Source organism: Rothia sp. HMSC075F09, from assembly GCF_001810515.1.
Taxonomy (GTDB): domain Bacteria; phylum Actinomycetota; class Actinomycetes; order Actinomycetales; family Micrococcaceae; genus Rothia.
Genome location: NZ_KV801792.1, coordinates 232047 through 254646, shown reverse-complemented (window position 1 = coordinate 254646; position 22600 = coordinate 232047). Strand labels below are relative to the sequence as shown.

At 60.6% G+C, this 22600-nt stretch carries 19 protein-coding genes and 4 tRNA genes; 11 read left to right on the top strand and 12 right to left on the bottom strand.

Annotated elements, in window-relative coordinates; genetic code table 11:
- Positions 1 to 467: 467 nt before the first annotated feature.
- The 3 genes from HMPREF2749_RS06155 (at position 468) to HMPREF2749_RS06145 (ending at position 724) form a co-directional block, all read left to right on the top strand.
- Positions 468 to 539: transfer RNA gene (locus tag HMPREF2749_RS06155), tRNA-Thr, on the top strand.
- Between the two features lie 38 nt (positions 540 to 577).
- Positions 578 to 651: transfer RNA gene (locus HMPREF2749_RS06150), tRNA-Met, on the top strand.
- 1 nt (position 652) lies between these two features.
- Positions 653 to 724: transfer RNA gene (locus tag HMPREF2749_RS06145), tRNA-Thr, on the top strand.
- Between the two features lie 183 nt (positions 725 to 907).
- Here the strand turns inward: HMPREF2749_RS06145 and HMPREF2749_RS06140 are convergent.
- Positions 908 to 1909, bottom strand: a complete 1002-nt coding sequence (locus tag HMPREF2749_RS06140; RefSeq protein ID WP_070593743.1) for an LLM class flavin-dependent oxidoreductase — start codon at positions 1907 to 1909, stop codon at positions 908 to 910.
- A 194-nt stretch (positions 1910 to 2103) separates the two neighbouring features.
- Between HMPREF2749_RS06140 and HMPREF2749_RS06135 the strand changes: the two genes are divergently transcribed.
- The 3 genes from HMPREF2749_RS06135 (at position 2104) to HMPREF2749_RS06125 (ending at position 4370) form a co-directional block, all read left to right on the top strand.
- Positions 2104 to 2556: a MaoC family dehydratase N-terminal domain-containing protein gene (locus HMPREF2749_RS06135; protein WP_005504824.1), complete on the top strand. Its 453-nt coding sequence runs from the start codon at positions 2104 to 2106 to the stop codon at positions 2554 to 2556.
- The gene (locus HMPREF2749_RS06130; protein ID WP_049356309.1) at positions 2556 to 3017 is read left to right on the top strand and encodes a MaoC family dehydratase; all 462 of its coding nucleotides are present in this window, start codon (positions 2556 to 2558) and stop codon (positions 3015 to 3017) included. Before HMPREF2749_RS06135 ends, HMPREF2749_RS06130 begins: the two co-directional genes overlap by 1 nt.
- Before the next feature lie 246 nt (positions 3018 to 3263).
- Positions 3264 to 4370 carry a UDP-N-acetylmuramate dehydrogenase gene (locus HMPREF2749_RS06125; protein ID WP_070593741.1) on the top strand — a complete coding sequence of 369 codons (1107 nt, stop codon included), beginning with the start codon at positions 3264 to 3266 and terminating at the stop codon, positions 4368 to 4370.
- A gap of 117 nt (positions 4371 to 4487) precedes the next feature.
- Here HMPREF2749_RS06125 and HMPREF2749_RS06120 read toward each other — a convergent pair whose 3' ends face one another.
- The gene (locus HMPREF2749_RS06120) at positions 4488 to 5459 is read right to left on the bottom strand and encodes a histidine kinase (protein WP_070593739.1); all 972 of its coding nucleotides are present in this window, start codon (positions 5457 to 5459) and stop codon (positions 4488 to 4490) included.
- Positions 5460 to 5592: 133 nt separating this feature from the next.
- A complete protein-coding gene (locus tag HMPREF2749_RS06115) occupies positions 5593 to 7020 on the bottom strand; it encodes an MFS transporter (protein WP_049360513.1) in 1428 nt (475 codons plus the stop codon).
- 216 nt (positions 7021 to 7236) lie between these two features.
- Here HMPREF2749_RS06115 and HMPREF2749_RS06110 point away from each other — a divergent pair, with 216 nt between their 5' ends.
- Positions 7237 to 7626, top strand: a complete 390-nt coding sequence (locus HMPREF2749_RS06110; protein WP_049360511.1) for a PGPGW domain-containing protein — start codon at positions 7237 to 7239, stop codon at positions 7624 to 7626.
- A 106-nt stretch (positions 7627 to 7732) separates the two neighbouring features.
- Here the strand turns inward: HMPREF2749_RS06110 and asd are convergent, their stop codons facing one another.
- From asd to HMPREF2749_RS06075, 7 genes are all read right to left on the bottom strand, one after another.
- Positions 7733 to 8872, bottom strand: coding sequence for an aspartate-semialdehyde dehydrogenase (gene asd / locus HMPREF2749_RS06105; RefSeq protein WP_049349196.1), 1140 nt, complete (start codon positions 8870 to 8872; stop codon positions 7733 to 7735).
- Between the two features lie 213 nt (positions 8873 to 9085).
- The gene (locus tag HMPREF2749_RS06100) at positions 9086 to 9751 is read right to left on the bottom strand and encodes a dihydrofolate reductase (protein ID WP_049347341.1); all 666 of its coding nucleotides are present in this window, start codon (positions 9749 to 9751) and stop codon (positions 9086 to 9088) included.
- 24 nt (positions 9752 to 9775) lie between these two features.
- Positions 9776 to 10657: a thymidylate synthase gene (locus HMPREF2749_RS06095; RefSeq protein WP_049341085.1), complete on the bottom strand. Its 882-nt coding sequence runs from the start codon at positions 10655 to 10657 to the stop codon at positions 9776 to 9778.
- 153 nt (positions 10658 to 10810) lie between these two features.
- A complete protein-coding gene (locus tag HMPREF2749_RS06090; RefSeq protein ID WP_049341087.1) occupies positions 10811 to 11818 on the bottom strand; it encodes an NUDIX hydrolase in 1008 nt (335 codons plus the stop codon).
- Between the two features lie 251 nt (positions 11819 to 12069).
- Positions 12070 to 14343: an RNA degradosome polyphosphate kinase gene (locus HMPREF2749_RS06085; RefSeq protein WP_080977136.1), complete on the bottom strand. Its 2274-nt coding sequence runs from the start codon at positions 14341 to 14343 to the stop codon at positions 12070 to 12072.
- Between the two features lie 65 nt (positions 14344 to 14408).
- A complete protein-coding gene (mshD, locus tag HMPREF2749_RS06080) occupies positions 14409 to 15473 on the bottom strand; it encodes a mycothiol synthase (RefSeq protein ID WP_049349198.1) in 1065 nt (354 codons plus the stop codon).
- A gap of 180 nt (positions 15474 to 15653) precedes the next feature.
- Positions 15654 to 16331, bottom strand: a complete 678-nt coding sequence (locus tag HMPREF2749_RS06075) for a winged helix-turn-helix transcriptional regulator (RefSeq protein ID WP_080977137.1) — start codon at positions 16329 to 16331, stop codon at positions 15654 to 15656.
- A 633-nt stretch (positions 16332 to 16964) separates the two neighbouring features.
- On the opposite strand from HMPREF2749_RS06075, the gene HMPREF2749_RS06070 reads away from it, so the two are divergent.
- Both HMPREF2749_RS06070 and HMPREF2749_RS06065 read left to right on the top strand, forming a co-directional pair.
- Complete coding sequence (locus HMPREF2749_RS06070; protein ID WP_049349557.1) at positions 16965 to 17654, top strand: nitrobindin family protein; 690 nt, start codon at positions 16965 to 16967, stop codon at positions 17652 to 17654.
- Positions 17655 to 17732: 78 nt separating this feature from the next.
- Positions 17733 to 18968 carry a CAF17-like 4Fe-4S cluster assembly/insertion protein YgfZ gene (locus tag HMPREF2749_RS06065; RefSeq protein ID WP_049349201.1) on the top strand — a complete coding sequence of 412 codons (1236 nt, stop codon included), beginning with the start codon at positions 17733 to 17735 and terminating at the stop codon, positions 18966 to 18968.
- A 134-nt stretch (positions 18969 to 19102) separates the two neighbouring features.
- Here HMPREF2749_RS06065 and HMPREF2749_RS06060 read toward each other — a convergent pair whose 3' ends face one another.
- Both HMPREF2749_RS06060 and HMPREF2749_RS06055 read right to left on the bottom strand, forming a co-directional pair.
- Complete coding sequence (locus HMPREF2749_RS06060; protein WP_049347329.1) at positions 19103 to 20134, bottom strand: 6-phosphofructokinase; 1032 nt, start codon at positions 20132 to 20134, stop codon at positions 19103 to 19105.
- A 472-nt stretch (positions 20135 to 20606) separates the two neighbouring features.
- Complete coding sequence (locus HMPREF2749_RS06055; RefSeq protein WP_049349203.1) at positions 20607 to 21809, bottom strand: pyridoxal phosphate-dependent aminotransferase; 1203 nt, start codon at positions 21807 to 21809, stop codon at positions 20607 to 20609.
- A 353-nt stretch (positions 21810 to 22162) separates the two neighbouring features.
- Between HMPREF2749_RS06055 and HMPREF2749_RS06050 the strand changes: the two genes are divergently transcribed.
- Positions 22163 to 22235: transfer RNA gene (locus HMPREF2749_RS06050), tRNA-Trp, on the top strand.
- A gap of 77 nt (positions 22236 to 22312) precedes the next feature.
- Entirely contained in the window at positions 22313 to 22591 is a 279-nt protein-coding gene (gene secE, locus HMPREF2749_RS06045) for a preprotein translocase subunit SecE (protein WP_012903011.1), read from the top strand.
- Positions 22592 to 22600 lie beyond the last annotated feature (9 nt).

Here is a 22600-nt window from a genome sequence, read left to right as displayed (position 1 = left end):
GGTAACCGTGACGGTGGCCGTGACTTCGGCGGTGACCGCGACTTCAAGCGTCGTGACTTCGGTGGTCGCGACTTCGGTGGCCGTGATAATCGTCGCGATGGCGGCTACCGCGGTAACCGTGACGGTGGCCGTGACTTCGGCGGCCGCGGCAAGCGCTACTAAGATTTCGGCTAAGCCTGAATCTGCGATATGAGGGGCTTGCTGAGTCTATCGGCTAGCAGCCTTGTCATCCGCAGATGAGTCAAAGACCGGCAGGGGAGCGATAAGCTCTCCTGCCGGTCTTTATGTATATGGGTGTTGATGTGTTTGCGTCAGCTGTTGCGGTGGTGCCTGATCATTACTGGGGCGCCTGGTCATTGCTGGGCTATCGTGCGGCAGGGCGGAGAACAGGAAAACGTTAAATGTGGTGCATGCCATAGCTTCTCCGCTTGCGAGCATTCTTGAAGACCTGTATAGTTTTACCTGTTGCCCCGATAGCTCAGTGGTAGAGCGCCATCTTGGTAAGATGGAGGTCCCGGGATCGATTCCCGGTCGGGGCTCTCTCATTAATTCATGCGAGAGCACGTATTAATGATGTGGCGGTGTAGCTCAGCTGGTTAGAGCGCACGACTCATAATCGTGAGGTCGACGGATCGAGCCCGTCCACCGCTACGCCCCGATAGCTCAGTGGTAGAGCGCCATCTTGGTAAGATGGAGGTCCCGGGATCGATTCCCGGTCGGGGCTCAGATAAGCCTGTCTCTTCGGAGGCAGGCTTTTTTGTTTGCCATTTTGTCTGCCTATTTTCTTTGCCTGAAGCCCGGTCTGCATGTGCTCAATAGGTACTCAGCCCCGCGGCCCGATGCCGGGCATAGCAAAGCCCCCGAGAAAAATACTCGGGGGCTTCATCTTTATGCTCTGATCGAAGCGTTAGGAGGCGCGGCGCACCACCGGCAGCTGGGACAGCAGCTCGTAGGAGCGCAGACGGTCCTCGTGCTCCCACGCCTCGGTCATGACGATGAGCTCGTCAGCGCCCGTGCGCGCCACCAGGTCCTCAATACGAGCCTGTGCGGTGGCGGGGGAGCCTACGATTGCTTCGGCGGTCATGCGTTCAATGTGCATCTTCTCCGCGTCGGTCCAGACGGCGTCCATATCTTCCACGGGAGGTGCGAAAGACAGATTGCCGCGCACCACGCCCAGGAAATGCTGCTGCTGGGTCGTGTACAGGTAGCGTGCTCGCTCGTCGGTATCGGCGAGCATTGCGGTTGCACCCACCATGACGTAGGGCTGTTCCAGGTGCTCGGAGGGCTTGAAGTTTGCGCGGTAGGTGTCTACCGCCTCCTGCAGCATTGCGGGCGCAAAATGCGAAGCGAACGCGTAGGGCAGACCCAGCTGTGCGGCAAGCTGCGCACCGAACAGGGAAGAACCCAGAATGTACAGGGGCACCTTCGAGCCCTGGCCGGGAATGGCGTGCACGCGGTGCATGGGGGAGGGCTCGCCCAGGAAGCGCTGCAGCTGCTGCACCTCGGCGGGGAAGCTCATGGCGGCAGAATCGTCGCGGCGCAGAGCGGCGGCGGTCATCGGGTCGGTGCCGGGCGCACGGCCCACACCCAGGTCAATACGGCCGGGGTGGAATGCGTTGAGGGTACCGAACTGCTCCGCCACCACGTAGGGTGCGTGGTTGGGGAGCATAATGCCGCCCGAACCCACGCGAATACGCTCGGTTGCGGCAGCGATCTCCGCCATGACCACGATGGTCGCCGAGGACAGCAGGGAGCCGGCATTGTGGTGCTCGGCGACCCAGAAACGCTCGTACCCGTAGGACTCAGCCGCGCGGGCGGCATCGATGGTGTTGAGCATGGTCTGGTGCTGGCTCTGGTCGGGGCGGTGCGGCATCAGGTCAAGCACCGAAATTTTTACGTTGGAAGACATAACTTTTCCTTCTGAAATAGATTGCGGGTACCCGTCCAGCCTACGCCTGCTTGGGCTGGATGGGTAGGGGCCTTCGCTAGCAGGTAAAAATGCGACGAAATACTGCACGCCTGCACGCCGGTTACCTGTACAGTGGTCTGTCCACTCTGTACGTTTGAGCTGAACACTGTGCACAAGAACGGTAGACTGAAATCATGAGCATTAACCCTGAGATTGTGGGCAGGGTCTACCCGTCCGAGAACACCTACGTTGTCGGTCGCGAAAAGATCCGCGAATTTGCCCGAGCAGTTCACGCAGAAAACCCCCTCCACCACGACGTTGAGGCAGCCCGCGCGGCAGGGTACGCAGATGTGATTGCCCCGCCGACCTTCGCCATTATCCTGGCGCAGGCAGCTGACGCGGCACTCATCAACGACGATTCCGCCGGTATTGATTTCTCCCGCGTGGTGCACGCCGACCAGCGCTTCACCCACCACCGCCCCATCGTTGCCGGTGATGAGCTGCGCACCGAAGTTCACGTGGACTCCGTGCGCGTTATGGGTGCCGGCGCAATGCTGACTACCCGTGAAGAAATCGTTGACGCGCAGGGCGAGCCGGTCACCACCTGCATTTCTTCCCTGCTGGTTCGTGCTGAGGAGGAAAACTAATGGTGCGTTTTGAAGAGCTTGAAAAGGGCCAGGACATCGGTTCGCGTACCGTGGAGCTCTCCCGCGCTTCGCTGGTGCGTTACGCTGGCGCATCCGGTGACTTCAATCCGATTCACTGGAACGAGCGTTTTGCTCAGTCGGTGGGCCTGTCCGGCGTGATCGCTCACGGCATGCTGACCATGGGTACCGCCGTGCAGCTCGTGAGCGACTGGGCGGGCGACCCTGGCGCGATCGTGGACTACCAGACTCGATTCACCAAGCCCGTTCCCGTGGCGGATGCACCCGGCGGCGAAAACCCCGACACCCCCACGAACGCCCTGACCATCAGCGGTAAGGTGGGCGCCCTGAACGAGGAGGAGCGCACCGCCCGCATTGACCTGACCGTCACCGCTCGTGATGAGGAAGGCAAGGAGCAGAAGGTTCTGATGAAGAGCCAGGCTGTGGTTCGTCTCTCGGCATAGAGTTTCTGTGCTTGCAGATAGCCGTGTGAAAGCAATTATGTGAAAGCCCTGGCGCTACCCGATGAGGTGGTGCCGGGGCTTTTGTGCGCTCGGCTGTGTGCTCGGCAGCGCGCTCACCGACGCAGGTGGTGGCGCTTCTTTCTGCGGGAGGCGCGCCGGAAAATGAAGGCAAAATCACCATAAGGTTTTCGTGACTTTAACGCGTGGCGGGTGTTGACCCCGCACAACGACAGGTATTCTTAACCTATGACTGAAAAGCTGTTGAGCGAACTGACCACCGCCCAGGTAGGCGGCCCCGCTAAGACCTACGTCCGCCCCACCTCCGAAGCAGAAATTATCGAAGCAGTCTCCGCTGCAGACGCCGCAGGCGAACCCGTCCTCATCGTGGGCGGCGGCTCCAACCTGCTGGTTTCCGACGAAGGCTTCAACGGAACCGTCGTGCACATCGCCTCCGAAGGCGTAGAGGTCCTGCCCATCCCCGCATGCGGCGGCGCGAACGTGCGCGTGCAGGCGGGCACCATCTGGGACGACTTCGTGAAGCTCAGCATCGAGAACGAATGGGTTGGCCCCGCGGCTCTCTCCGGCATCCCCGGCACTGTGGGTGCAACCCCCGTGCAGAACGTCGGCGCATACGGCGTTGAGGTGGGCGAGTTCATCGCCTCCGTACGCACCTGGGACCGTGAAAAGAACACTCGGAAGACCTTCGCGAGCGCAGACCTGCGCTTCGGCTACCGCGACTCGGTGCTCAAGCGGGCAACCGTCAACGGCTCGCCCCGCTACGTGGTGCTGACCGTTGATTTCCAGTTCACCCTCGGTAGCCTGTCCTCCCCGATTCGTTACGCCGAGCTGGCGAAGAGCCTGGGCGTTGAGCCCGGTCAGCGCGCCGAATCCGCACTGGTACGCGAAAAGGTGCTGGAGCTGCGCGGCTCCAAGGGTATGGTGCTCAACCCCGAGGACCGTGACACCTTCTCCACCGGTTCCTTCTTCACCAACCCGATTGTTCCGCGCTCGACCCTGGATTCCCTGCCCGAGGGCGCCCCGAACTTCCCGGTGGTCGTGAAGACTTCCCCGTTCACCGCGGGTGTCGAGGACCCCGATCACGTGAAGCTTTCGGCTGCTTGGCTGATTCAGCACGCCGGTTTCGAGAAGGGCTTTGGCCTGGAGGGTGAGTCTCGCGAGATTGCTCAGGGCCGTGCGAGCCTGTCGACCAAGCACACCCTGGCGATTACGAACCGCGGCGGCGCATCCGCTGAGGACATCTTCGCTATCGCCCGCGCTGTGCGCGACGGCGTGCGTGAACGTTTTGGTGTGACCCTGGTTCCTGAGCCTGTCGTTGTCAACGGCGAAATCTAAACGCTTAACTTCTCGCCTTTCGTAGCGCTAGGACGCATAGAATAAACGCTTCAGAATAAACGCTTCGGGCGGTCTCTGATAAAGAGGCCGCCCGAAGCGTTGTATTGACCCGCTGAGCTAGTGGCGAGGGGAGGAGATACGTGCCTGCCCCGGCAGGTAGGGCCTGCGCTTGGGCGCTGTGCGCGTTGCCGCAAGGGGAGCGGCGGGCAGGTGCTCCATCAGTACCTGAACCGCCAGGGGAAGCTTCTGCGGCGGGCTGGGGGCGTGGAAAATCGGCTTATGGCGCGTGGGCCGGTACGGGTAGTATTCCGCATCCTCGCTGTGCGACCAGACAAGGTTGCCGAACTCGCCGGGAACGGGGGAAAGCACGTTGGCGTAGTAGGCGCGCGTCTGCAGATCGGCACGCTCGGAGGCGCCGGTAGTGGTGCCGGTGGATACGCCGCTGGGCACGCGGTCCTGCTCGATGATGAGGGCGCGGACCATGCCGCCTACGGTGCTGATCGCGTTTACGTGTAGGGCGAGCAAATCCCCGTCCTTGTGGTCGACCTGTACCTGCCCGTCCGCGAGGATTTGGGTGCCCATTGTGATGCTGCTGGCGATTCCTTCGCAGAGGGCGCGGATGAGCGCTATGCGTGCAGGGTAGAGGTCTGCGATATCCCAGCCGATGAGGGCGGGCGCGGCGGAATTGCCTGCGTATTCCTCGCAGGATTCGTAGGCTACGACGTCCACGTAGCCGCGGGCGATGGGCTCACGGTCGTAGGGGCGGCCGTCGCGCTGTTCCCAGAAGCTGAGGGCGGTTGCGGTGAAGACAGCCTGGCCGTCGCGTACGGCGACGCTGAGCGTAAAGTCCTGTGGGTAGCCGTTTTTGGTGCGCGGGCGCAGGGTGATTGCGCGGGTATATTCGTTGAATTCCTCGGGCCAGTCCAAGTAGTAGCTCATTTTTGCCCCATCGCTACGGTGCACGGTGAGTTCGCCCGGCAGCAGCATGGCTTCGGGCACGCCGCCGGCACGTTCGGTGGCGTAGTGTTCGCTCACGGGCCAGGGGCTGAACTCTGTGCGGTAGGGGTTGGAGAGGAAGGAATCGAGCATAGAACGTATCCTCTCATAGTTTGAGGTTGTGGCGCACGGTTAGAGGGCTTAAATGACAAATGAGCTGTCCCTTCTGATTGCTCGGAAAGAGCGTTCAGGAGGGACAGCTCATATTGTAGGGCGTGCCGCTCGTTTAGAGGGATTCGCCGCGGCGTTCAGGCAGCAGGAACACGGTGGTTGCCGCTACCAGGAACGCGGTGGAGAAGAGCGTAAAGAGCAGCGGGGTTCCACCGAAAGCGACCAGCGGCGGCACAATGAGCGGCGCCGCGATGGAGGCGATACGACCAATACCGGCGGCGGCACCGGTGCCGGTTCCGCGCAGGTGGGTCGGGAAGATCTCCGGGCTCAGGGCGTAGAGGGCACCCCACGCGCCGAGGTTGAAGAAGGAGAGCATGCAACCGGCGAGGATAATGAATACCTCGGAGTGCGCCATGCCGTAGCCAGCAGCCGCCAGTGCGGAGCCGAGAAGGAAGGTCGCCAGGGTTGCGCGTCGGCCCCACTTTTCGATGAGGTAGGCGGCGACCGCGTATCCGGGCAGCTGGGCGAGGGTCATGATGAGCGTGAACGCGAAGGACTTCACGAGGCTGAAGCCCTGAGCGTTCAGCAGCGCCGGAATCCAGATGAACGCGCCGTAGTAGGAGAGGTTGATGCAGAACCAGATGACGCACAGGGCGATGGTCTTGCGGCGCTGACCGGCAGCCCAGATGGAGTGGATTTTCGCGGATTCTGCGTTGTCGGCACTTTCTGCGGCACCGTGTGCGGAAGCGTCTTCGGTCTGCTTCTTACCGGTTCGGGAGAAAAGCGCGGGGGAGGCCTCGAAACGTTCGACCACCTGGCGTGCCTGATCGTGCTTGCCGACCGACTCCAGGAAGCGCACGGACTCGGGGGTTCCTATACGGATCACGAGAGAGTAGATGGCGGGAATCAGACCGATGGCAAGCGCCCAACGCCAGCCGTTCGCCTGCGGAACGATGAAGGTACCGATGAGAGCGGCGAGAATCCAGCCCAGAGCCCAGAAAGCCTCCAGGGCGACCACGACGCGGCCGCGGATAGCGCGAGGCGAGAACTCAGAAATCAGGGTGGACGCCACGGGAAGTTCCGCGCCCAGACCCAGACCAACCAGGAAACGGAAGACGAGCAGCACACCCAGGGAGGTTGCCAGGGCGGAGGCACCGGTCGCCAGACCGTAAATCAGCAGGGTAAGGGCGAAGATGTAGCGGCGGCCGAGCTTATCGGCGAGTAGGCCGCCGAAGGTTGCGCCGAGCGCCATGCCGGCGAATCCGATGGATCCGAGCCAGGAGGCTTCGGTGGGGCTGAGCTGCCATTCCTTGATGAGTGCCGCCATGACGAAGGAGATGAGGCCGACGTCCATGGCGTCCAGCGCCCAGCCGAGACCCGAGATGCCCAGGAGCTTGCCGTGGGCGCGGGTGAAGGGCAGGTTTTCGAGGCGTTCGTTGAGGGTCGGTGCGGCGTTGCGTTCAGTAGCGGGTGCAGAGGTACCAGCGGGTGCAACAGCGTTGGTGCGGTGTGAGTCCGTCGATGCGGGACGTGAGGAGGACACGGTAGTGGGTCGCTTCCTTAGTGTTTAGGCACAAGTGCCGGGTGAATTGTTCCATTACAGTGTATAAAGGTACTTTCGACTTGAACACTATTGAAACGAAAAAATTTTGAAGATGACGGAAAAATCTCAACATGAAGAAATCTTTCACAGCCGTCGCCCAGCGGTAGGTGCTATTCTCTAACCACCGCCGCCCGGTGAAACTCACCTACGGCACGTTTGGAAGGACCAACCCTGAAAACCCTCGAAGATGAAGTCAAGGAAAGCGAAACCAGTCGTTTCCACCGCTGGCTCGAAGCCCGCAAGGAGCGCATGCACGCGCATCCGGTCATGCGTCATCTCTACAAGCCCCTCGTCATCGGCGTGGGCGCCTTCTGCTTTATCGCCGGACTGATTATGCTCGTCACCCCCGGCCCCGGCTGGCTGTTCATCTTTATCGGCCTGGGCATTTGGGGTACCGAATTCACCTGGGCACGCCGCGCCAATATTTTTATGAAGCACGTGGTGCTCACCGCCTGGTACCGCTACCGCGCCTGGCGACAGCAGCGCAAGGAACGCAAAGCCGCACGTAAGGCAGAACGCAAAGCCGCCGCCGCAAACCAGCGCTAAACCAGCTCGCGCTAACCCCACACGCGCTATACGCAGGCACAAAAAGCCCTCGCTCCCATCCGAAAAGAACGGTAGCGAGGGCTTTCTTATAGCTTGTCAGTGAGCTTTAGAGCTTGCCAATAGCAATCTGCAGCATACGGCGAATCGGCTCAGCAGCACCCCACAGCAGCTGGTCACCCACGGTGAACGCGCTAATGTACTCGGGGCCCATAGCGAGCTTACGTACGCGGCCGACCGGAATCTCCAGAGAACCGGAAGCAGCCACGGGGGTCAGCTGCTCCATGGACGCCTCACGCTCGTTCGGCACGAAGCGAACCCAGGGGTTATCCTCGGCGATGATGCGCTCGATCTCCTCCAGCGGCAGGTCCTTCTTGAGCTTGATGGTCAGCGCCTGAGAGTGCGAGCGCATTGCAGCGATACGGACGCACAGGCCGTCCATGGTGATCTTGTCGTCTTCGGGGCGGCCCAGAATCTTGTTGGTCTCGACCTCAGCCTTCCACTCTTCGCGGGACTGGCCATTACCCAGGTCGGAGTCAATCCAGGGAATCAGAGAGCCGGAGAGCGGCACACCGAACTGGGAAGAATCCAGCTCGCCGGAGCGCTGCTTAGCGAGAACCTTGCGGTCAATGTCCAGGATTGCGGATGCGGGGTCGTTCAGCTCCTCGGAGACCTCGTTGCCCAGGTCGCGGAACTGTGCGAGCACCTCACGCATGTGGCGTGCGCCGCCGCCGGAAGCAGCCTGGTAGGTCATGGAGGTTGCCCACTCGACCAGGTCGTTCTTGAAGAGGCCGCCCAGGCCCATCAGCAGGCAGGAGACGGTGCAGTTACCGCCGACGAAGTCCTTCACTCCGGATGCCAGACCGCGGTCGATGACGTCGCGGTTGATGGGGTCCAGCACGATGATGGAGTCATCGTTCATGCGCAGGGTGGAAGCGGCGTCAATCCACAGGCCGTCCCAGCCAGCTGCACGCAGCTTCGGGTGCACAGCCTCGGTGTAGCCACCGCCCTGAGCGGTCACAATAATCGAGTGCTTACGCAGCTCGTCAATGTCGTATGCGTCCTTCAGCTCGGACGGCTCAATTACGCCGTCGAAGGTGGGCGCCGCGCCACCAACATTAGAGGTGGTGAAGAAGACGGGGGTAATGCCCTCGAAATCGCCTTCCTCAACCATGCGCTTCATGAGGACGGAGCCCACCATGCCGCGCCAGCCAACAAAACCTACAGAGTCACCGGGATTAAAGTTCATGGTTCCCAGTGTACTCTCAGGCTGGCGGGTGCGGACTAACACCGTACAAAAAATCTGATATTCGGAACGGGATATTCTGCGGAGGCGCTGGTCTCGGTACCGGTTATGCACCGCGGAGGCGTTAAAAGCACTCAAGCCCGCGGCGCTCCGGGTGGAGTAGCCGCAGGCTTGAAATGCATGTCTATATCGGCGAGTGAACGAGGGAAGCTTGAGCTAGATACGTTCGAGGCGCTGGAACGAGAAGTACATGGGGTTCTTCGTGCCCGACTCATCGAGCAGGTAGCCCTTCTCGCTCTTCTCCCAGGCGCTCTCGGAGACCGTCCGCCAGCACCCGTTCGGGGAGATACACGCACAGTTACCCTGAGAATCTGCAAGCTGCAGCTCGGGCGCTCGCGTATCGCCGGTAATCTCGTTGCCCTCCTGGCAGTAGAAGAGGGTCCGTTCCACCGTCTTCACCCGACCGAAAGCGGGCAGGTTGGTGCGGGAGAGCGCCTCCGCGTACACGGAGCCGCCGCCAAGAATCCAGGCGTCGACTGCGGGGGTATCCGCGGTAACGGTATCCGCGGGGGTATCCTCAACCGGCGCGCCCACGGCGTCACGAGCCGCGTACAGCGCCGCATCCAGCGAAGGAACCCACAGGGCGCCATCACGCTCTTGCGCCTCGGCCACAGAACGGCTAATCACAATATTCGTACGGCCCGGCAGAGGGCGAAAACGCGGCGGGAAGGACTCCCACGTGCGGCGACCCATAATCACCGGAGCACCCAGCGTCACCTTCTTGAAATGCACCAAATCCTCCGGGGCGCGCCAGGGCATATCCCCGTCACGACCAATGATGCCGGCATCGGTTTGAGCCCAAATAGCACCCAGACGATACATCATGCCTCCTAGAACTACCTACAGTTAGACCGCAATCGGTGCGGCAATACCGGGATGGTGCTTATAATCCACCAGCTCAAAGTCTTCATACTCGTAATCGAAGATAGAAGGCTTCTTGGTCTTAATAACCAGCTTCGGGTACGGGTAGGGTTCGCGCGGCGGGTAGGGGTTACCCTCCGGGTCGGTGCCGTAGCCCAGCTGCTTCTTCACCTGCTCCAGGTGGTTCGAGTAGATGTGGCAGTCGCCGCCGGTCCAGATGAACTCGCCCGGCACCATGCCGACCTCTTCAGCAATCAGGTAGGTCAGCAATGCATACGAGGCGATGTTGAAGGGCACGCCCAGGAACATGTCGGCACTACGCTGGTACAGCTGGCAGGACAGCTCCTTCACACCGTCCGGACGCTCGTACACGTAGAACTGGAACAGCGCGTGGCAGGGCGGAAGCGCCATGCTATCCACCTCGGCGGGGTTCCACGCCGAAACAATATGACGGCGAGAGCTCGGGTTGTTCTTCAGAGACTCAATAACCTTCGCAATCTGGTCAATCGTGCCGCCATCGGGGGTCGGCCACGAACGCCACTGCACGCCGTACACCGGGCCCAAATCGCCGTTCTCATCAGCCCACTCATCCCAAATGGTCACGCCGCGCTCCTGCAACCAGCGCACATTCGACGAACCGCGCAAGAACCACAGCAGCTCAATAGCAACCGACTTGAAGTGCACACGCTTGGTGGTAATCAGCGGGAACGACTCACGCAGATCAAAACGCATCTGACGGCCGAAAACACCGAAGGTGCCGGTGCCGGTACGGTCGGAACGCTGCGCATCCGCCGTAATGGCGTCCTTGTTCTCCTCGAGGATTTCGCGCAGAAGATCTTCATAGGGCGTGGGGATTGCGTGAGTCATAAGAAAAACCTTGAATCCTGTCAGTAGACGTGAGAGACGGCAAAGAAGCAACCGCCCCTCTATTGTACAACCCGCAAACGGGGTGCAGGTAGAGCAAACGCGCTGAGCATAAAGCCCAGCGCGCTCGCCGTTAGAAGATAAAAGATATGGATGCTAGTCCAGTGCCGCGCGTACACGCTCCACCGAGACAATACGCGGGTCATCGCCCTCGGTCACCTGCAGGACCAGGGCATCGCCGGGCTCCAGGTACGGGTCCTCAGTCGGAAGGACCTCCGCGGAACCCTCAAACAGGTACTCGCGCAGAACATCCATCACCTGCGGCAGTACCGGGCGGTGGGTGCACAGCAGGGATGAAGAATCCTTATCGAACAGCGAAGCCACCACGCGGGCAGTACGCGCCGGGTGACGCTGAGCCCCAGCCTCCGACAGGGACTTCTTCTCCTTTACCGAAACACCGTAATCCACCGAATACGGGGTCACGGTCTGAACGCAACGCAGCCACGGGGAAGAAATAATGCGGCTCGGAGCCCACGCCGCAAAGAGACGGCTAGAAGCCAGCGCCTGACGCTTACCGGTAGCCGCGAGCGGACGGTCATCCTCAGCAGCAGCCCAGTTCGAACGCGGCTTAGCCTTCGCGTGGCGGGCAATCAGAATCGGGCGGGTACGTAGTGCATCCGCCTCAGCCAGGGCTTCCAGAGATTCCAGAGGCGCCAAATCATCCTCGTTAGTCAGCAGAGCGCGAGCCACGTCAGTGGTTACCCAGCGCAGCTCATCCACTTCACCCTCATCAGCCAGGGCGCGGGCACCGTCGGGCAGTTCAGCAGCCCAGTAGAAAACATCCTTCGGACGGCCACCCACCGGGTAGGAAGTCACCGCCAGGGGCACACCCAGAACAACCTGCAGACCGACCTCTTCGCGAATCTCACGAATAGCGGTCTCAGCAAGGGACTCGCCCGGATCCTGCTTGCCCTTAGGCCAGGACCAGTCGTCATAACGAGGGCGGTGAATGATCAGGACCTCAAGCGCACCATCGCGCATACGCCAAATCAGTGCGCCAGAAGCAACAATATCCGCAGTGTTCGCGGGGGAACGGTCAATGCTGTTGACCGCGTCAAAACGTCGTGCCGAGTAGTAGATGGAGGGGGAATCCAGCGGTGCCATATCTCTCTCTGAACCTCTTCGCTAGGCTTGTGCACAATGCCAGGGGGCACCATGCTCCGCGTCTAATTGTAGGCGAGAGAACGGTCAAGTTGTAATCTCAACGTAACCTGTTGTTCACTTTTGCGTTAAGTGCACTAGTCCACCGTACGTTTTTGCACGACACGCGGAAAACCCCGCCTGCCCCACGCCACAAAGCGCGAGAACAGACGGGGCTCATCACCAGAAATCACCGGTAGGTCAGCGGCACATCCTTAGACCTTATCCACCACGTTCTTACGGGAACGCGAGCTCAGGTAGTACGACTGCACATCCTGCAGCGGGTTGCCCTGATCGTCGGTGTCGTGGCGGGTCCAGCTACCCTCAGAATCCAGGTGCCAAGTACGCGAAGAATCACTCATGTAGATGGTGAACATATCACGCAGATACTTCACGTGGCGCGGATCCTTCACCGGCACAAGCGCCTCAATACGGCGGTCCAGGTTGCGGTGCATCATATCGGCAGAGCCAATGTAGACAATCGGGTCGCCGCCGTTCTCGAAAGCAAACACGCGCGAGTGCTCCAAGAAACGACCCAGCACCGAACGGACGCGAATATTCTCACTCAGACCCTTAACGCCCGGGCGCAGCGCGCAAATACCGCGAACCACCACATCCACCGGCACACCAGCCTGCGAAGCGCGGTACAGCGAATCGATGACGGCCTCATCCACCATGGAGTTGCACTTGAACTGAATCTTCGCCGGACGGCCCGCCTTGTGGTTCTCAATCTCCTGATCAATGCACTCAATCAGGCCGCTACGCAGAGTACGCGGCGCCACCAGCAGCGACTGGTAGTTGGTCTTCGGCGCGTAACCAGACAGCTGGTTGAACAGGCGGGAGACATCCTCACAAATCTGCTCATCGCAGGTGATGATGCCCAAATCCTCGTAGAAACGAGCCGTCGACGGGTGGTAGTTACCGGTACCAATATGAGCGTAACGACGCAGGTGGTTACCCTCGCGGCGTACCACCAGAGACAGCTTGCAGTGAGTCTTCAGACCCACGATGCCGTACACCACATGCACGCCAGCGCGCTCCAGCTTACGAGCCCACGAGATGTTGGCTTCCTCATCAAAGCGAGCCTTAATCTCCACCAGCGCCACAACCTGCTTGCCAGCCTCAGCTGCCTCAATCAGCGCATCCACAATAGGGGAATCGCCACTGGTGCGGTACAGAGTCTGCTTAATCGCCTGAACACGCGGGTCAGCGGCAGCCTGCGCCAGGAACGCCTGCACACTGGTCGCAAACGAATCGTACGGGTGGTGCAGCAACACGTCGTGGTCGCGGGCGGCAGCGAAAACGTCTGCAGCCTTCGCAGTCTCGGTAGCATTGAGCCAGCGGGAAGTGTGCGCAATGTGCTTGGGGTAGTGCAGAGCCGGGCGGTTCGCGCGAACAATCGCACTCATGCCGCGCAGATCAAGCGGAGCCGGCAGGCGGTACACCTCGGACTCGTCGATGTTCAGCTCAGAAATCAGCAGATCCAGGATGGTCGGGTTGATGGTGTCCTCAACCTCCAGTCGGACCGGCGGACCGAAACGACGGCGCAGAAGCTCCTTCTCCAGAGCCTTCAGCAGGTTCTCTGCATCGTCCTCTTCCACCTCAAGATCCTCGTTACGGGTCACGCGGAAGACGTGGTGCTCCACAACCTCCATGCCCGGGAAGAGGGTATCCAGGTGCTCAGCAATGATGTCTTCCAGAGCAATGTAGCGGCTCTCGCGGCCCGCAGTGTTGGCGGCGCGCGAACCATCCACAGAGACCATACGGTCCAGCTGATCGGGCACCTTCACGCGCGCGAACAGCTCCTTGCCGGTCTGCGGGTTACGCACCAGCACCGCAAGGTTCAGCGACAGACCCGAAATGTAGGGGAAGGGATGCGCCGGGTCAACCGCCAGCGGAGTCAGAATCGGGAAAATGTCGCGCATGAAATCCTGACGCAGACGCTGCTTAGCATCCGCATCCAGGTCGTTCCAACCCACAATGCGGATGTTCTGCTCCTCCAGAGCCGGAAGAACCTGGTTGTGGAACACATCAGCGTGACGAGCCTGCAGCTGGTGGGCGCGTTCAGCGATCTCTTCCATCTGCTCCTCGGGGCTCAGACCGGCAGCCGAAGGAACCGCCAGACCGGTCGCAATGCGACGCTTCAGACCCGCCACACGCACCATGAAGAACTCGTCCAGGTTAGATGCCACAATCGCCAGGAAGTTCAGACGCTCCAGCAGGAACAGGTTCGGGTCCTCCGCGAGCTCCAGCACGCGGGTGTTGAAATCCAGCCAGCTGCTCTCACGGTCAAAGAAACGATCTGGACCGAACTCCTCTTCCAAGCTGAAGTAGGAGCGCTTCTCACCCTTCTCAATGCGGTCACCGCGAGATTCGGCGCGCTCAATCTTCGAAATATCGTGGCCAATGTGAATGACACCGGTCATGGGCGCAGGCTCAGACGGCTTGGGCTTAGGCGCCTTATTCAGGCCATTGGGGGCGGGTACCATACTGTACTTGCCTTTCTGATCGGGGATAAGTCGTGAAGACGCACGCCAAAGACGGCGTACAGAAACTATGCGGCAGGCTCATCCTGCTGCGCGGGAGCGTACATGCGATCAACCGTCGCCACACCAAAGCCCAGGGAAGTGTAGAGGGCGTAGGCGGTGTCATTATCGGCGTCCACGTACAGGTCAATGGCGCGCAGCGGCTCGCCGTTCTCATCCTCAGCGCACGCCAGGTATGCCAGCGCGCGCAGAGTGAGGGTGCGGCCCAAGCCGCCTCCCTGAGCCTGCGGGCTCACACCCACCACATAAATCTCGCCGGAGGGGGATAGTTCGCCCTGCTCCTGACCGGTAGGGATCTTCGTCCAGGTGAATGCCGCAATGGCGGAGTCATCATCCACCTCGGAGGCGATGAAGAAACCCTCGGGGCGGAACCAGGGGGAGCCGGTGCGCTCGCGCAAATCAGCAAGGGTGAGTTTGCCCTGCTCCGGGTGGTGCGCAAAAGCGGCGGCGTTCACGCGAAGCCAGGGGAATTCGTCCGCGCCGGTGAAGGTGCGCATGCGCAGGTTCTCCGGCAGAGTGCGCGCATCGGAGCGTTCCACAAGCTCTTCGCGGGTCTGCGCGTCCAGGGGCAGAACCATCTTGTACAGCACACGCACCGGCTCGAAACCGTGCAGGGTTGCAAACGCGTGGGCGGGGCTTTCAATACCGGTGTCGGTGGCGCTACCGTGAACCCAGAGGCGGTAGCGGGTCGCGTCATCGCCCAGCTGGCGGACGGCGTGGTCGAAGAATGCGCTACCTACGCCTTGTCCGCGGTATTCGGGGGCGACGGCTGCCTCAATCACGCCGGTATCTTCGTCGTTGGCGGGGGTGAGCGCCACAAAGACGGCAGCGAGGGTGCCGTTATCCTCGGCGACAAAGAAACGCGGAGGGGTCAGGGTGCTTTCGCGGAGTGCCTTACTCAGCTCAATGCGGGTCTGCTCGGAGAACGCCGAGACGCCGTCATGGCGGGCAACCTTCTGCGCGAAGGAATCGAAGCGTTCCAGCAGCTCTTCGGTGAGCTGCGGTTCTGCGTAGACCGGGGTGCTTGCAGTGGACAGGGTGGAGGTTTCGGGTGTCTGGTTGTCTACCATCATCGCCTTCTTTCGTAGCCTTCTGATTCAACTCTACCGGGGATAGTTGCTCTTTGGAGAGTTTGTTCTCCGTCCTGGGCGAATATGACAAGAACCGGAACATTTACGCATTCTGGTACTCGGCGCAGCACCGGGGCAACTCGCAGAGCGGGTACACCAAATGAGGGGTTGGCGCCGCGAAATTTAGCGGGTGCTATTGAAGGAATACCCCACATTACGCACGGTCGAAATCATCTGCTCGTACTCGGTACCGAGCTTGGAACGCAGACGACGCACGTGCACGTCCACGGTGCGGGTACCGCCGTAGTAGGAGTCGTAACCCCACACTTCGGAGAGCAACTGGGCGCGGGAGAAGACCCGTCCGGGGTGCTGCGCCATGAATTTGAGCAGTTCAAACTCTTTGAAGGTCAGGTTCAGTGCGGTACCGGAAAGATGCGCGGAGTACGCCTGGGCGTCAATCACGAGGTTGCCTGCGCGTACCACTCGTTCCTGCTGGTTTTCTTCTTCAGCGGTTGCTTCCCTTTTGATGGCAAGACGCAGACGCGCATCCATTTCGGAAGGGGAGGCCTGGTCAGAGACAATATCGTCCACCTGCCAGGAGGCGGCAACAGCCGCCATGCCACCTTCGTTCAGGAGTGCGATGAGCGGCAACTGTACGCCGGCGGCGCGCAGTAGCTGGGCGCAGTGGCGTGCTTTAACGAGGGCGGTGCGGGCATCGACCATGAGCAGGTCGAATGTCTCGGTTTCGAGAGCCGTATGGGCGGTGTCGAGGGGGAAAACGTGTACCTTGTGGCTGAGTAGACTCAGCGAGGGAATCATATCCTGCGCGGCGGTATCGCTCAGAAGCGCAATACGGTACACACCCTCTCCTTTCCCAGGTATTTCCCGTGTAAAACTTTTGGCTCTTTCTAGTGTACTCGCCAGGCTGTGACGCGGCTGTGGGCGCCGGTGTAGACCGGGCCGAATATCGTATTCCGGACTGTTCGTACAGGCTTCTCAGCTGGCTATGATGGGGCACCTACCCGGATTCTGCGGGGCTAATATCTTGCTGGCGCCGGGTGGGGCGTATGCCTGTTGAGAATCGTGCTGTTCACTATGTTTCTGCCGCTGATTCTCGCCCTTTCGGGGCGGGTCTATGGTAGGTTTAAGGCATGGAAAACAATCTTATGGCTCTTGAAGCTCTCTTCATGTCGCTGATGGCTATCATCTCCGTGTGCATCGGTATCGGTGCATTCGCAGTGTTGCGTGGCCTCTTCAGCGGACAGAAGTAGTCTTCCCGCACAGAGCAGAAGCATCGCCCACACAGGGCTTTAGGCGGTCGTACGGTTCGTACCGCCTCGCCAATGGCGGCGTGAACCCCCACCCGGTCCCCTCCGGTTGGGGGTTTTCTTTATGCTGCCCGCCGTACCGTTTACTCTGCAGACGGCGGTGCTACCCCGTGCCGTGAGCGAACGAACAGGCTACTGTTGTACGCAGGATACTAAAATGGAAGGTATGGCTATTGAAATCCCTACCAACCTAACCCCTGAACTTGTTCCCTTCGCATGGTTGCTCGGCACCTGGGAAGGCACCGGAACCATGTGGTACGAAGGCCAGGAAAACACCCCCTTCGGCCAGATTATTACTTTTGAGCAGGATGGTCTGCCCTTCATTGAATACCGCGCTGAGTCTTTCCTGCTCGATGACGAGGGTCAGAAGCTGCGCCCCATCACCGTTGAAACCGGTTTCTGGCAGATTGACCGCCCCCTCACCGACGCTGACGGCGGCTTCGGTATCGTCCCCAAGGACGTTGTTCCCGCCTTCGCTGACGCGGCAAGCGTAGAGACTCTCCGCAACGCCGACGACGGCTTCTCCCTGCTGGCAACCATTGCGCACCCCGGCGGTATTAGCGAAAACTACGTGGGCATGGTTAAGGGTCCGGTCATCCGCATGCAGACCGGCAACCTACTGCGCGACGACATTTCCCACGAATACGCAGGCTCCGTGCGACTGTGGGGCCTGGTCAACGGCAACCTCATGTGGGACTGGGAGGTCGCAGACGCCGAGGGCAAGCTGCACAAGCACGCTTCCGCTGAGCTGCGTAAGACCTCTTCGATGACCGGCGACTCCCTGGGCACTTCGATGTTCGGTTCCCTGGACGGCGAAGAGCCCACCGGCGAGCCCGGCTCTGAGCCCACCGCCTAATAACTAAGCCTAATAACTAACTTGTGTCTGCCCCGCTGGTCGGCGGGGCAGACTCTTTGCGTGAAAGGTGCACCTTCCGTGACTGAATCTTCGATTGAAGCGCCTCAGGCTGAGGCACCCCAGCCCGATGCCTCCCGCCCGGTGAGCCCCCTGCTGAGCCTGCACGGCGCTTTTGCCGCCTCCGGGCTGGATGCCGGCGTCGCCGCACACTACGGCAACCCCATGCTGGAGCAGCGCGCCCTCAGCTTCGACCGCTCCGCCGAGGCAAGCGAACCGCTGGTGCTAGTGGATCGCTCCTGCCTGGGCGTAGTGCGCATTGAGGGTGCGGACCGCCAGACCTGGCTGACTTCTATCGCCTCGCAGATTCTGACCGGTATGACCGCCGGGGAGAGCCGCGAGTTCCTGCTGCTTTCCCCTCAGGGCCGCGTGGAGTACGCACCCGCCGCAATTGAAGACGGCGAGGCGCTCTGGCTGATCGTTGAGGGCTACCAGGCTCAGCCGCTGACCGATTACCTAAACCGCATGAGGTTCATGATGCGCGTTGAGGTGCAGAACCTCAGCGACGAGTACGCGGTGCTGGAGAGTGCCCGCAACCCGATCCTGCAGGACGGTTCGGTGCATCCGGCGCTCGCTGAGTGCAAGCCGCTGGTGTGGGAGGACCCTTGGCACACTCCGGCACCGGGTAGCTACCGCTACGATGAGGCGGGCGATGCTCACCCGGGTGCGGACTACGTGCGTTTCTTGAGCATTGTGCCGCGTTCTGTTCTGCCCGCCCTGGCTGAATCTGCGGACGCGCGTTTTGCGGGTCTGTGGGCTGCGGAGGCTCTGCGTATTGAGGCGTGGCGCCCCCGCTACGGCACTGAAGCTGACGATAAGACCATCCCGCAGGAGCTGGATTACACCCGTACGGCGGTGCATTTCGATAAGGGCTGCTACAAGGGGCAGGAGACGGTGGCCCGCGTGCATAACCTGGGTCGCCCACCGCGCCGCCTGGTGTTCTTGGATATTGATGGTTCTGAGCACACCCTGCCGGCGGCAGGTAGCGAGCTGTTCGTGGAGGGCAAGTCCCGCCCGGTCGGTCGTATTACCTCGGTGGCGTTGCATTACGAGGCGGGCCCGATTGCGCTGGCTGTGATTAAGCGTGGCGTTGATCCGCAGGCGCCTTTGCGCGCGGTTGACGGCGGCGACTTCCTGCCCGATGGTTCGCCGGCACCGGCTACCGAGTATGCGGTGGCTCAGACGACGGTGGTTTCGCCGGAGTCCGGTGAGGTTGCGCGTCGTTCTTTGGCGGGTCAGGACTTCTTGAAGCGCTAGACGCTCCCGACCCAAAACCGCCTGAACTAGAACCCATCCCAACTAGAACCGCGGAGGCGGACACCCGTTACGAGTGCCCGCCTCCGCGGTTGTTTTAGTATGTGTGCCCAGCTAATGCGCTGAGGCTGTGGGGTTTAGCGGCCGAAGAGGACGGCTGCTTCTTCCCAACGTTCCTGAGGTACAGACTTCAGACCGTCCAGTGCCTCTTCGAGGGGTACGTACTTGATTTCGGTGCCCTGAACGGAGACCATCTTGCCCCACTGCTTCTGAGCGACCATGTCGACTGCGCCCATGCCCAGGCGGGTTGCGAGCACGCGGTCGTAGCCGGTGGGTGCGCCACCGCGCTGGATGTGGCCCAGGATGGTGTTACGGGTTTCGACGCCGGTCATCTTCTCGATTTCGTGGGTGATGTACTCACCGATACCACCGAGGCGGGGACGACCGTCCTTCTCGGTACCCTTGTTTGCCATGACGTCGTCGAAGCCTTCGGGGATGAAGCCTTCAGCCACAACAACCAGGGGAGAGCGGCCGCGGTCGTGTACTTCCTTGACCCACTCTGCAACCTGCTCCATGGAGACCTTGACCTCGGGGATCAGGATTGCGTGTGCACCTGCAGCCATACCGGAGTGCAGGGCGATCCAACCGACGTGGCGGCCCATGACCTCTGCGACCATGCAGCGGTGGTGCGATTCACCGGTGGTGCGGATGCGGTCCATTGCCTCGGTTGCGATGGACACTGCGGTGTCGAAGCCGAAGGTGTAGTCGGTTGCGCGCAAATCGTTGTCGATGGTCTTGGGAACACCGATGACGGGCAGGCCTGCGTCTGCCAGACGCTTTGCGCCTGCGAGGGTGCCTTCACCACCGATAGCGACGATTGCGTCGATGCCGTGGCGTTCCATCATGATTTCGATGTTCTCGGGGCCACCGTTGGGGCCGTCGAAGGGGTTGGTGCGGGAGGTACCGATGATGGTGCCGCCCTGGGATGCCAGGCCGCGGACCTTCTGGCGGGGCAGGTCCATGTAGTCGCCTTCAACGACGCCGCGCCAGCCATCGCGGAAGCCGACGAACTCGTAGCCGTACTTCTTGACGCCGTTGAGGACAGCGCCGCGGATGACAGCGTTCAGGCCGGGGCAGTCGCCGCCGGAAGTAAGCAGACCGATCTTCATGGTTGGCTCCTAATGTCTGCGCATTTTAGGTGTTGTGCGCGCGTGTATATAACTATGACCTCCACGAATTCGGCACGCGAATGTTCGCCGGTCGGGAGGTCGTTCTCTTGGTCTCTATTTTAGCGATGTTTGGGTTGTGTGGGTAGTGGTGGAAAGCCGTGGGAACACCCGTTTTGGTGCTGAAAAGTTCAGGTTTTTAGTACCTGTATGTTTGGGTTCGAAACACAAATAGCCGCCCTTTCCCACCTATCGCACCGAAGAGGCGAATGAGGCTTCCTCACATCTGTAAAGATGCGGGAAGCCTCATTCGTTTTAAAAATATTTTTAAATATTTGTGGGATTCTCCGTTTTTAGGGCAAAAAACGGTCAATAGTCCTGTGATTGATCGTTTCGCACCGGTTTATCCCACGTCTGAACCGCTTCCCACCGGGTGAATTGCAGGTTTAGCAGGCGCGCTCAGAGGGAGACGGAACTAGTCGCGTGCCTGACCGAGGAACTTCTGCAGGCGTGCCAGGCCCTCTGCCAGGTCCTCGTCGCTCAGGGCGTAGGAGAGGCGCAGGTAGCCGCTGGGGCCGAATGCCTCGCCGGGAACTACGGCGACCTCAGCCTTTTCGAGGATGAGCTCAGCCAGCTCTGCGGAGGTCTGGGGGCGTACGCCCGCGATTTCCTTGCCGAGCAGTTCGCGTACGTCCGGGTATGCGTAGAACGCACCGGTGGGTACGGGGCAGTGCACGCCTTCAATAGCGTTCAGGCCGTCGACGATGGTGCGGCGGCGGCGGTCGAAGGCGGCGTGCATGATTTCCACGTCGTCCTGCGGACCGGTCAGAGCGGCAAGAGCTGCGCGCTGGGCGATGTTGTTGACGTTGGAGGTCATGTGGGACTGCAGGTTGGAGGCTGCGGCGATGACGTCGCGCGGGCCAATCATCCAGCCCACACGCCAACCGGTCATGGCGTAGGTCTTTGCCACGCCGTTGAGGATGACGCACAGGTCAGCGAGCTCGGGCACTGCCTTCAGGATGGAGACAGCCTGAACACCGTCATAGGTGAGGTGCTCGTAGATTTCGTCGGTCAGAACGAAGATGCCCTTGGCAAGTGCCCATTCGCCGATGGCGCGGGTTTCTTCTTCGGTGTAGACGGCACCGGTCGGGTTGGAGGGGGAGACGAAGATGAGCGCCTTGGTGGCGGGGGTGTAGGCCGCTTCGAGCTGCTCGACGGTGACCTTGTAGTGCTGGTCGCTACCGGCGAAAACCTCGATAGGGTTACCGCCAGCCAGGCGAATGCACTCGGGGTAGGTGGTCCAGTAGGGTGCGGGCAGCAGGACGTCGTCGCCTTCGTCAATGACGGTTGCGAATGCCTGGTAGACCGCCTGCTTGCCGCCGTTGGTGATGACAACCTGGGAGGGGTCAATCTCTACGCCGGAGTCGCGCAGGGTCTTTTCCGCGATTGCCTTCTTCAGCTCGGGAAGACCGGAGGCGGGGGAGTAGCGGAAGTTCTTGGGGTCGTTGAGCGCTTCGCGTGCGGCGTCCACAATGTGCGCGGGGGTGGGGAAGTCCGGTTCGCCTGCGCCGAAACCGATGACGGGGCGTCCCTGAGCCTTGAGTGCTTTTGCCTTTGCGTCGACGGCAAGGGTTGCGGAGGGTGCGATGGCACCGATGCGGCTTGAAATACGCGCCATGGGGCTCTCTTCTCTTTCTTCTTGTGCGCTGCCGGCGTGAAGTCGACAAGGAAATAGGTGATGGGAATGCACGTGTGGGACCAATCCGCGCGTGATGGGCGCGGGTGTGTGCGGCGTTCCTTGTAATAGGATACGGTCCACTAGTAGCGATCCGGAACCCCTCGTCAAGGTATCTCAAGAGGTTTTTCGAAAAATATTACATTCTGAAGTTGCATCAGCCCCGAAAGATGGTTTACAGTTAGTTCTGCACCCGCAAGGGTGTAATTGTTTGCCCCTCTAAAGCCACGGCTTAGGAGGCAATGGAGGAGTAGACACGTGAGAAGCAACTCTCACACCTGAAGTTAACGCTTCAAAGGGTGGTGGCTCAATTGGTAGAGCAGCGGTCTCCAAAACCGCAGGTTGCAGGTTCGAGTCCTGTCCGCCCTGCTTTTATTGCCTCAATAACATCTTTGTACGCCCGTTCCCCGGGCGTACTTTTTTAGACTCAGAAAGGGGCAGAAGAAATGGCATCGTCTGCTACCGCCGAGAAGGTTGTTAAGCCCGGCGCATCATCGAAGAGCGATAAGAAGCTCGGTTTCTTCGGCCGTATTTTTGCATTCCTCCGTGAAGTCATTGCGGAGTTGAAGAAGGTTACTACTCCCACCGGACGTGAACTGGTTGGTTACTTCTTCGGAGTTCTGTTCTTCGTCGTGGTGATGCTCCTTCTTATTTCTGGTCTGGATTATCTTTTCGGCCAGGGAGCATTCTGGATTTTCGGTAACGGAACGATTCAGCGTAACTAGTACTGGTTG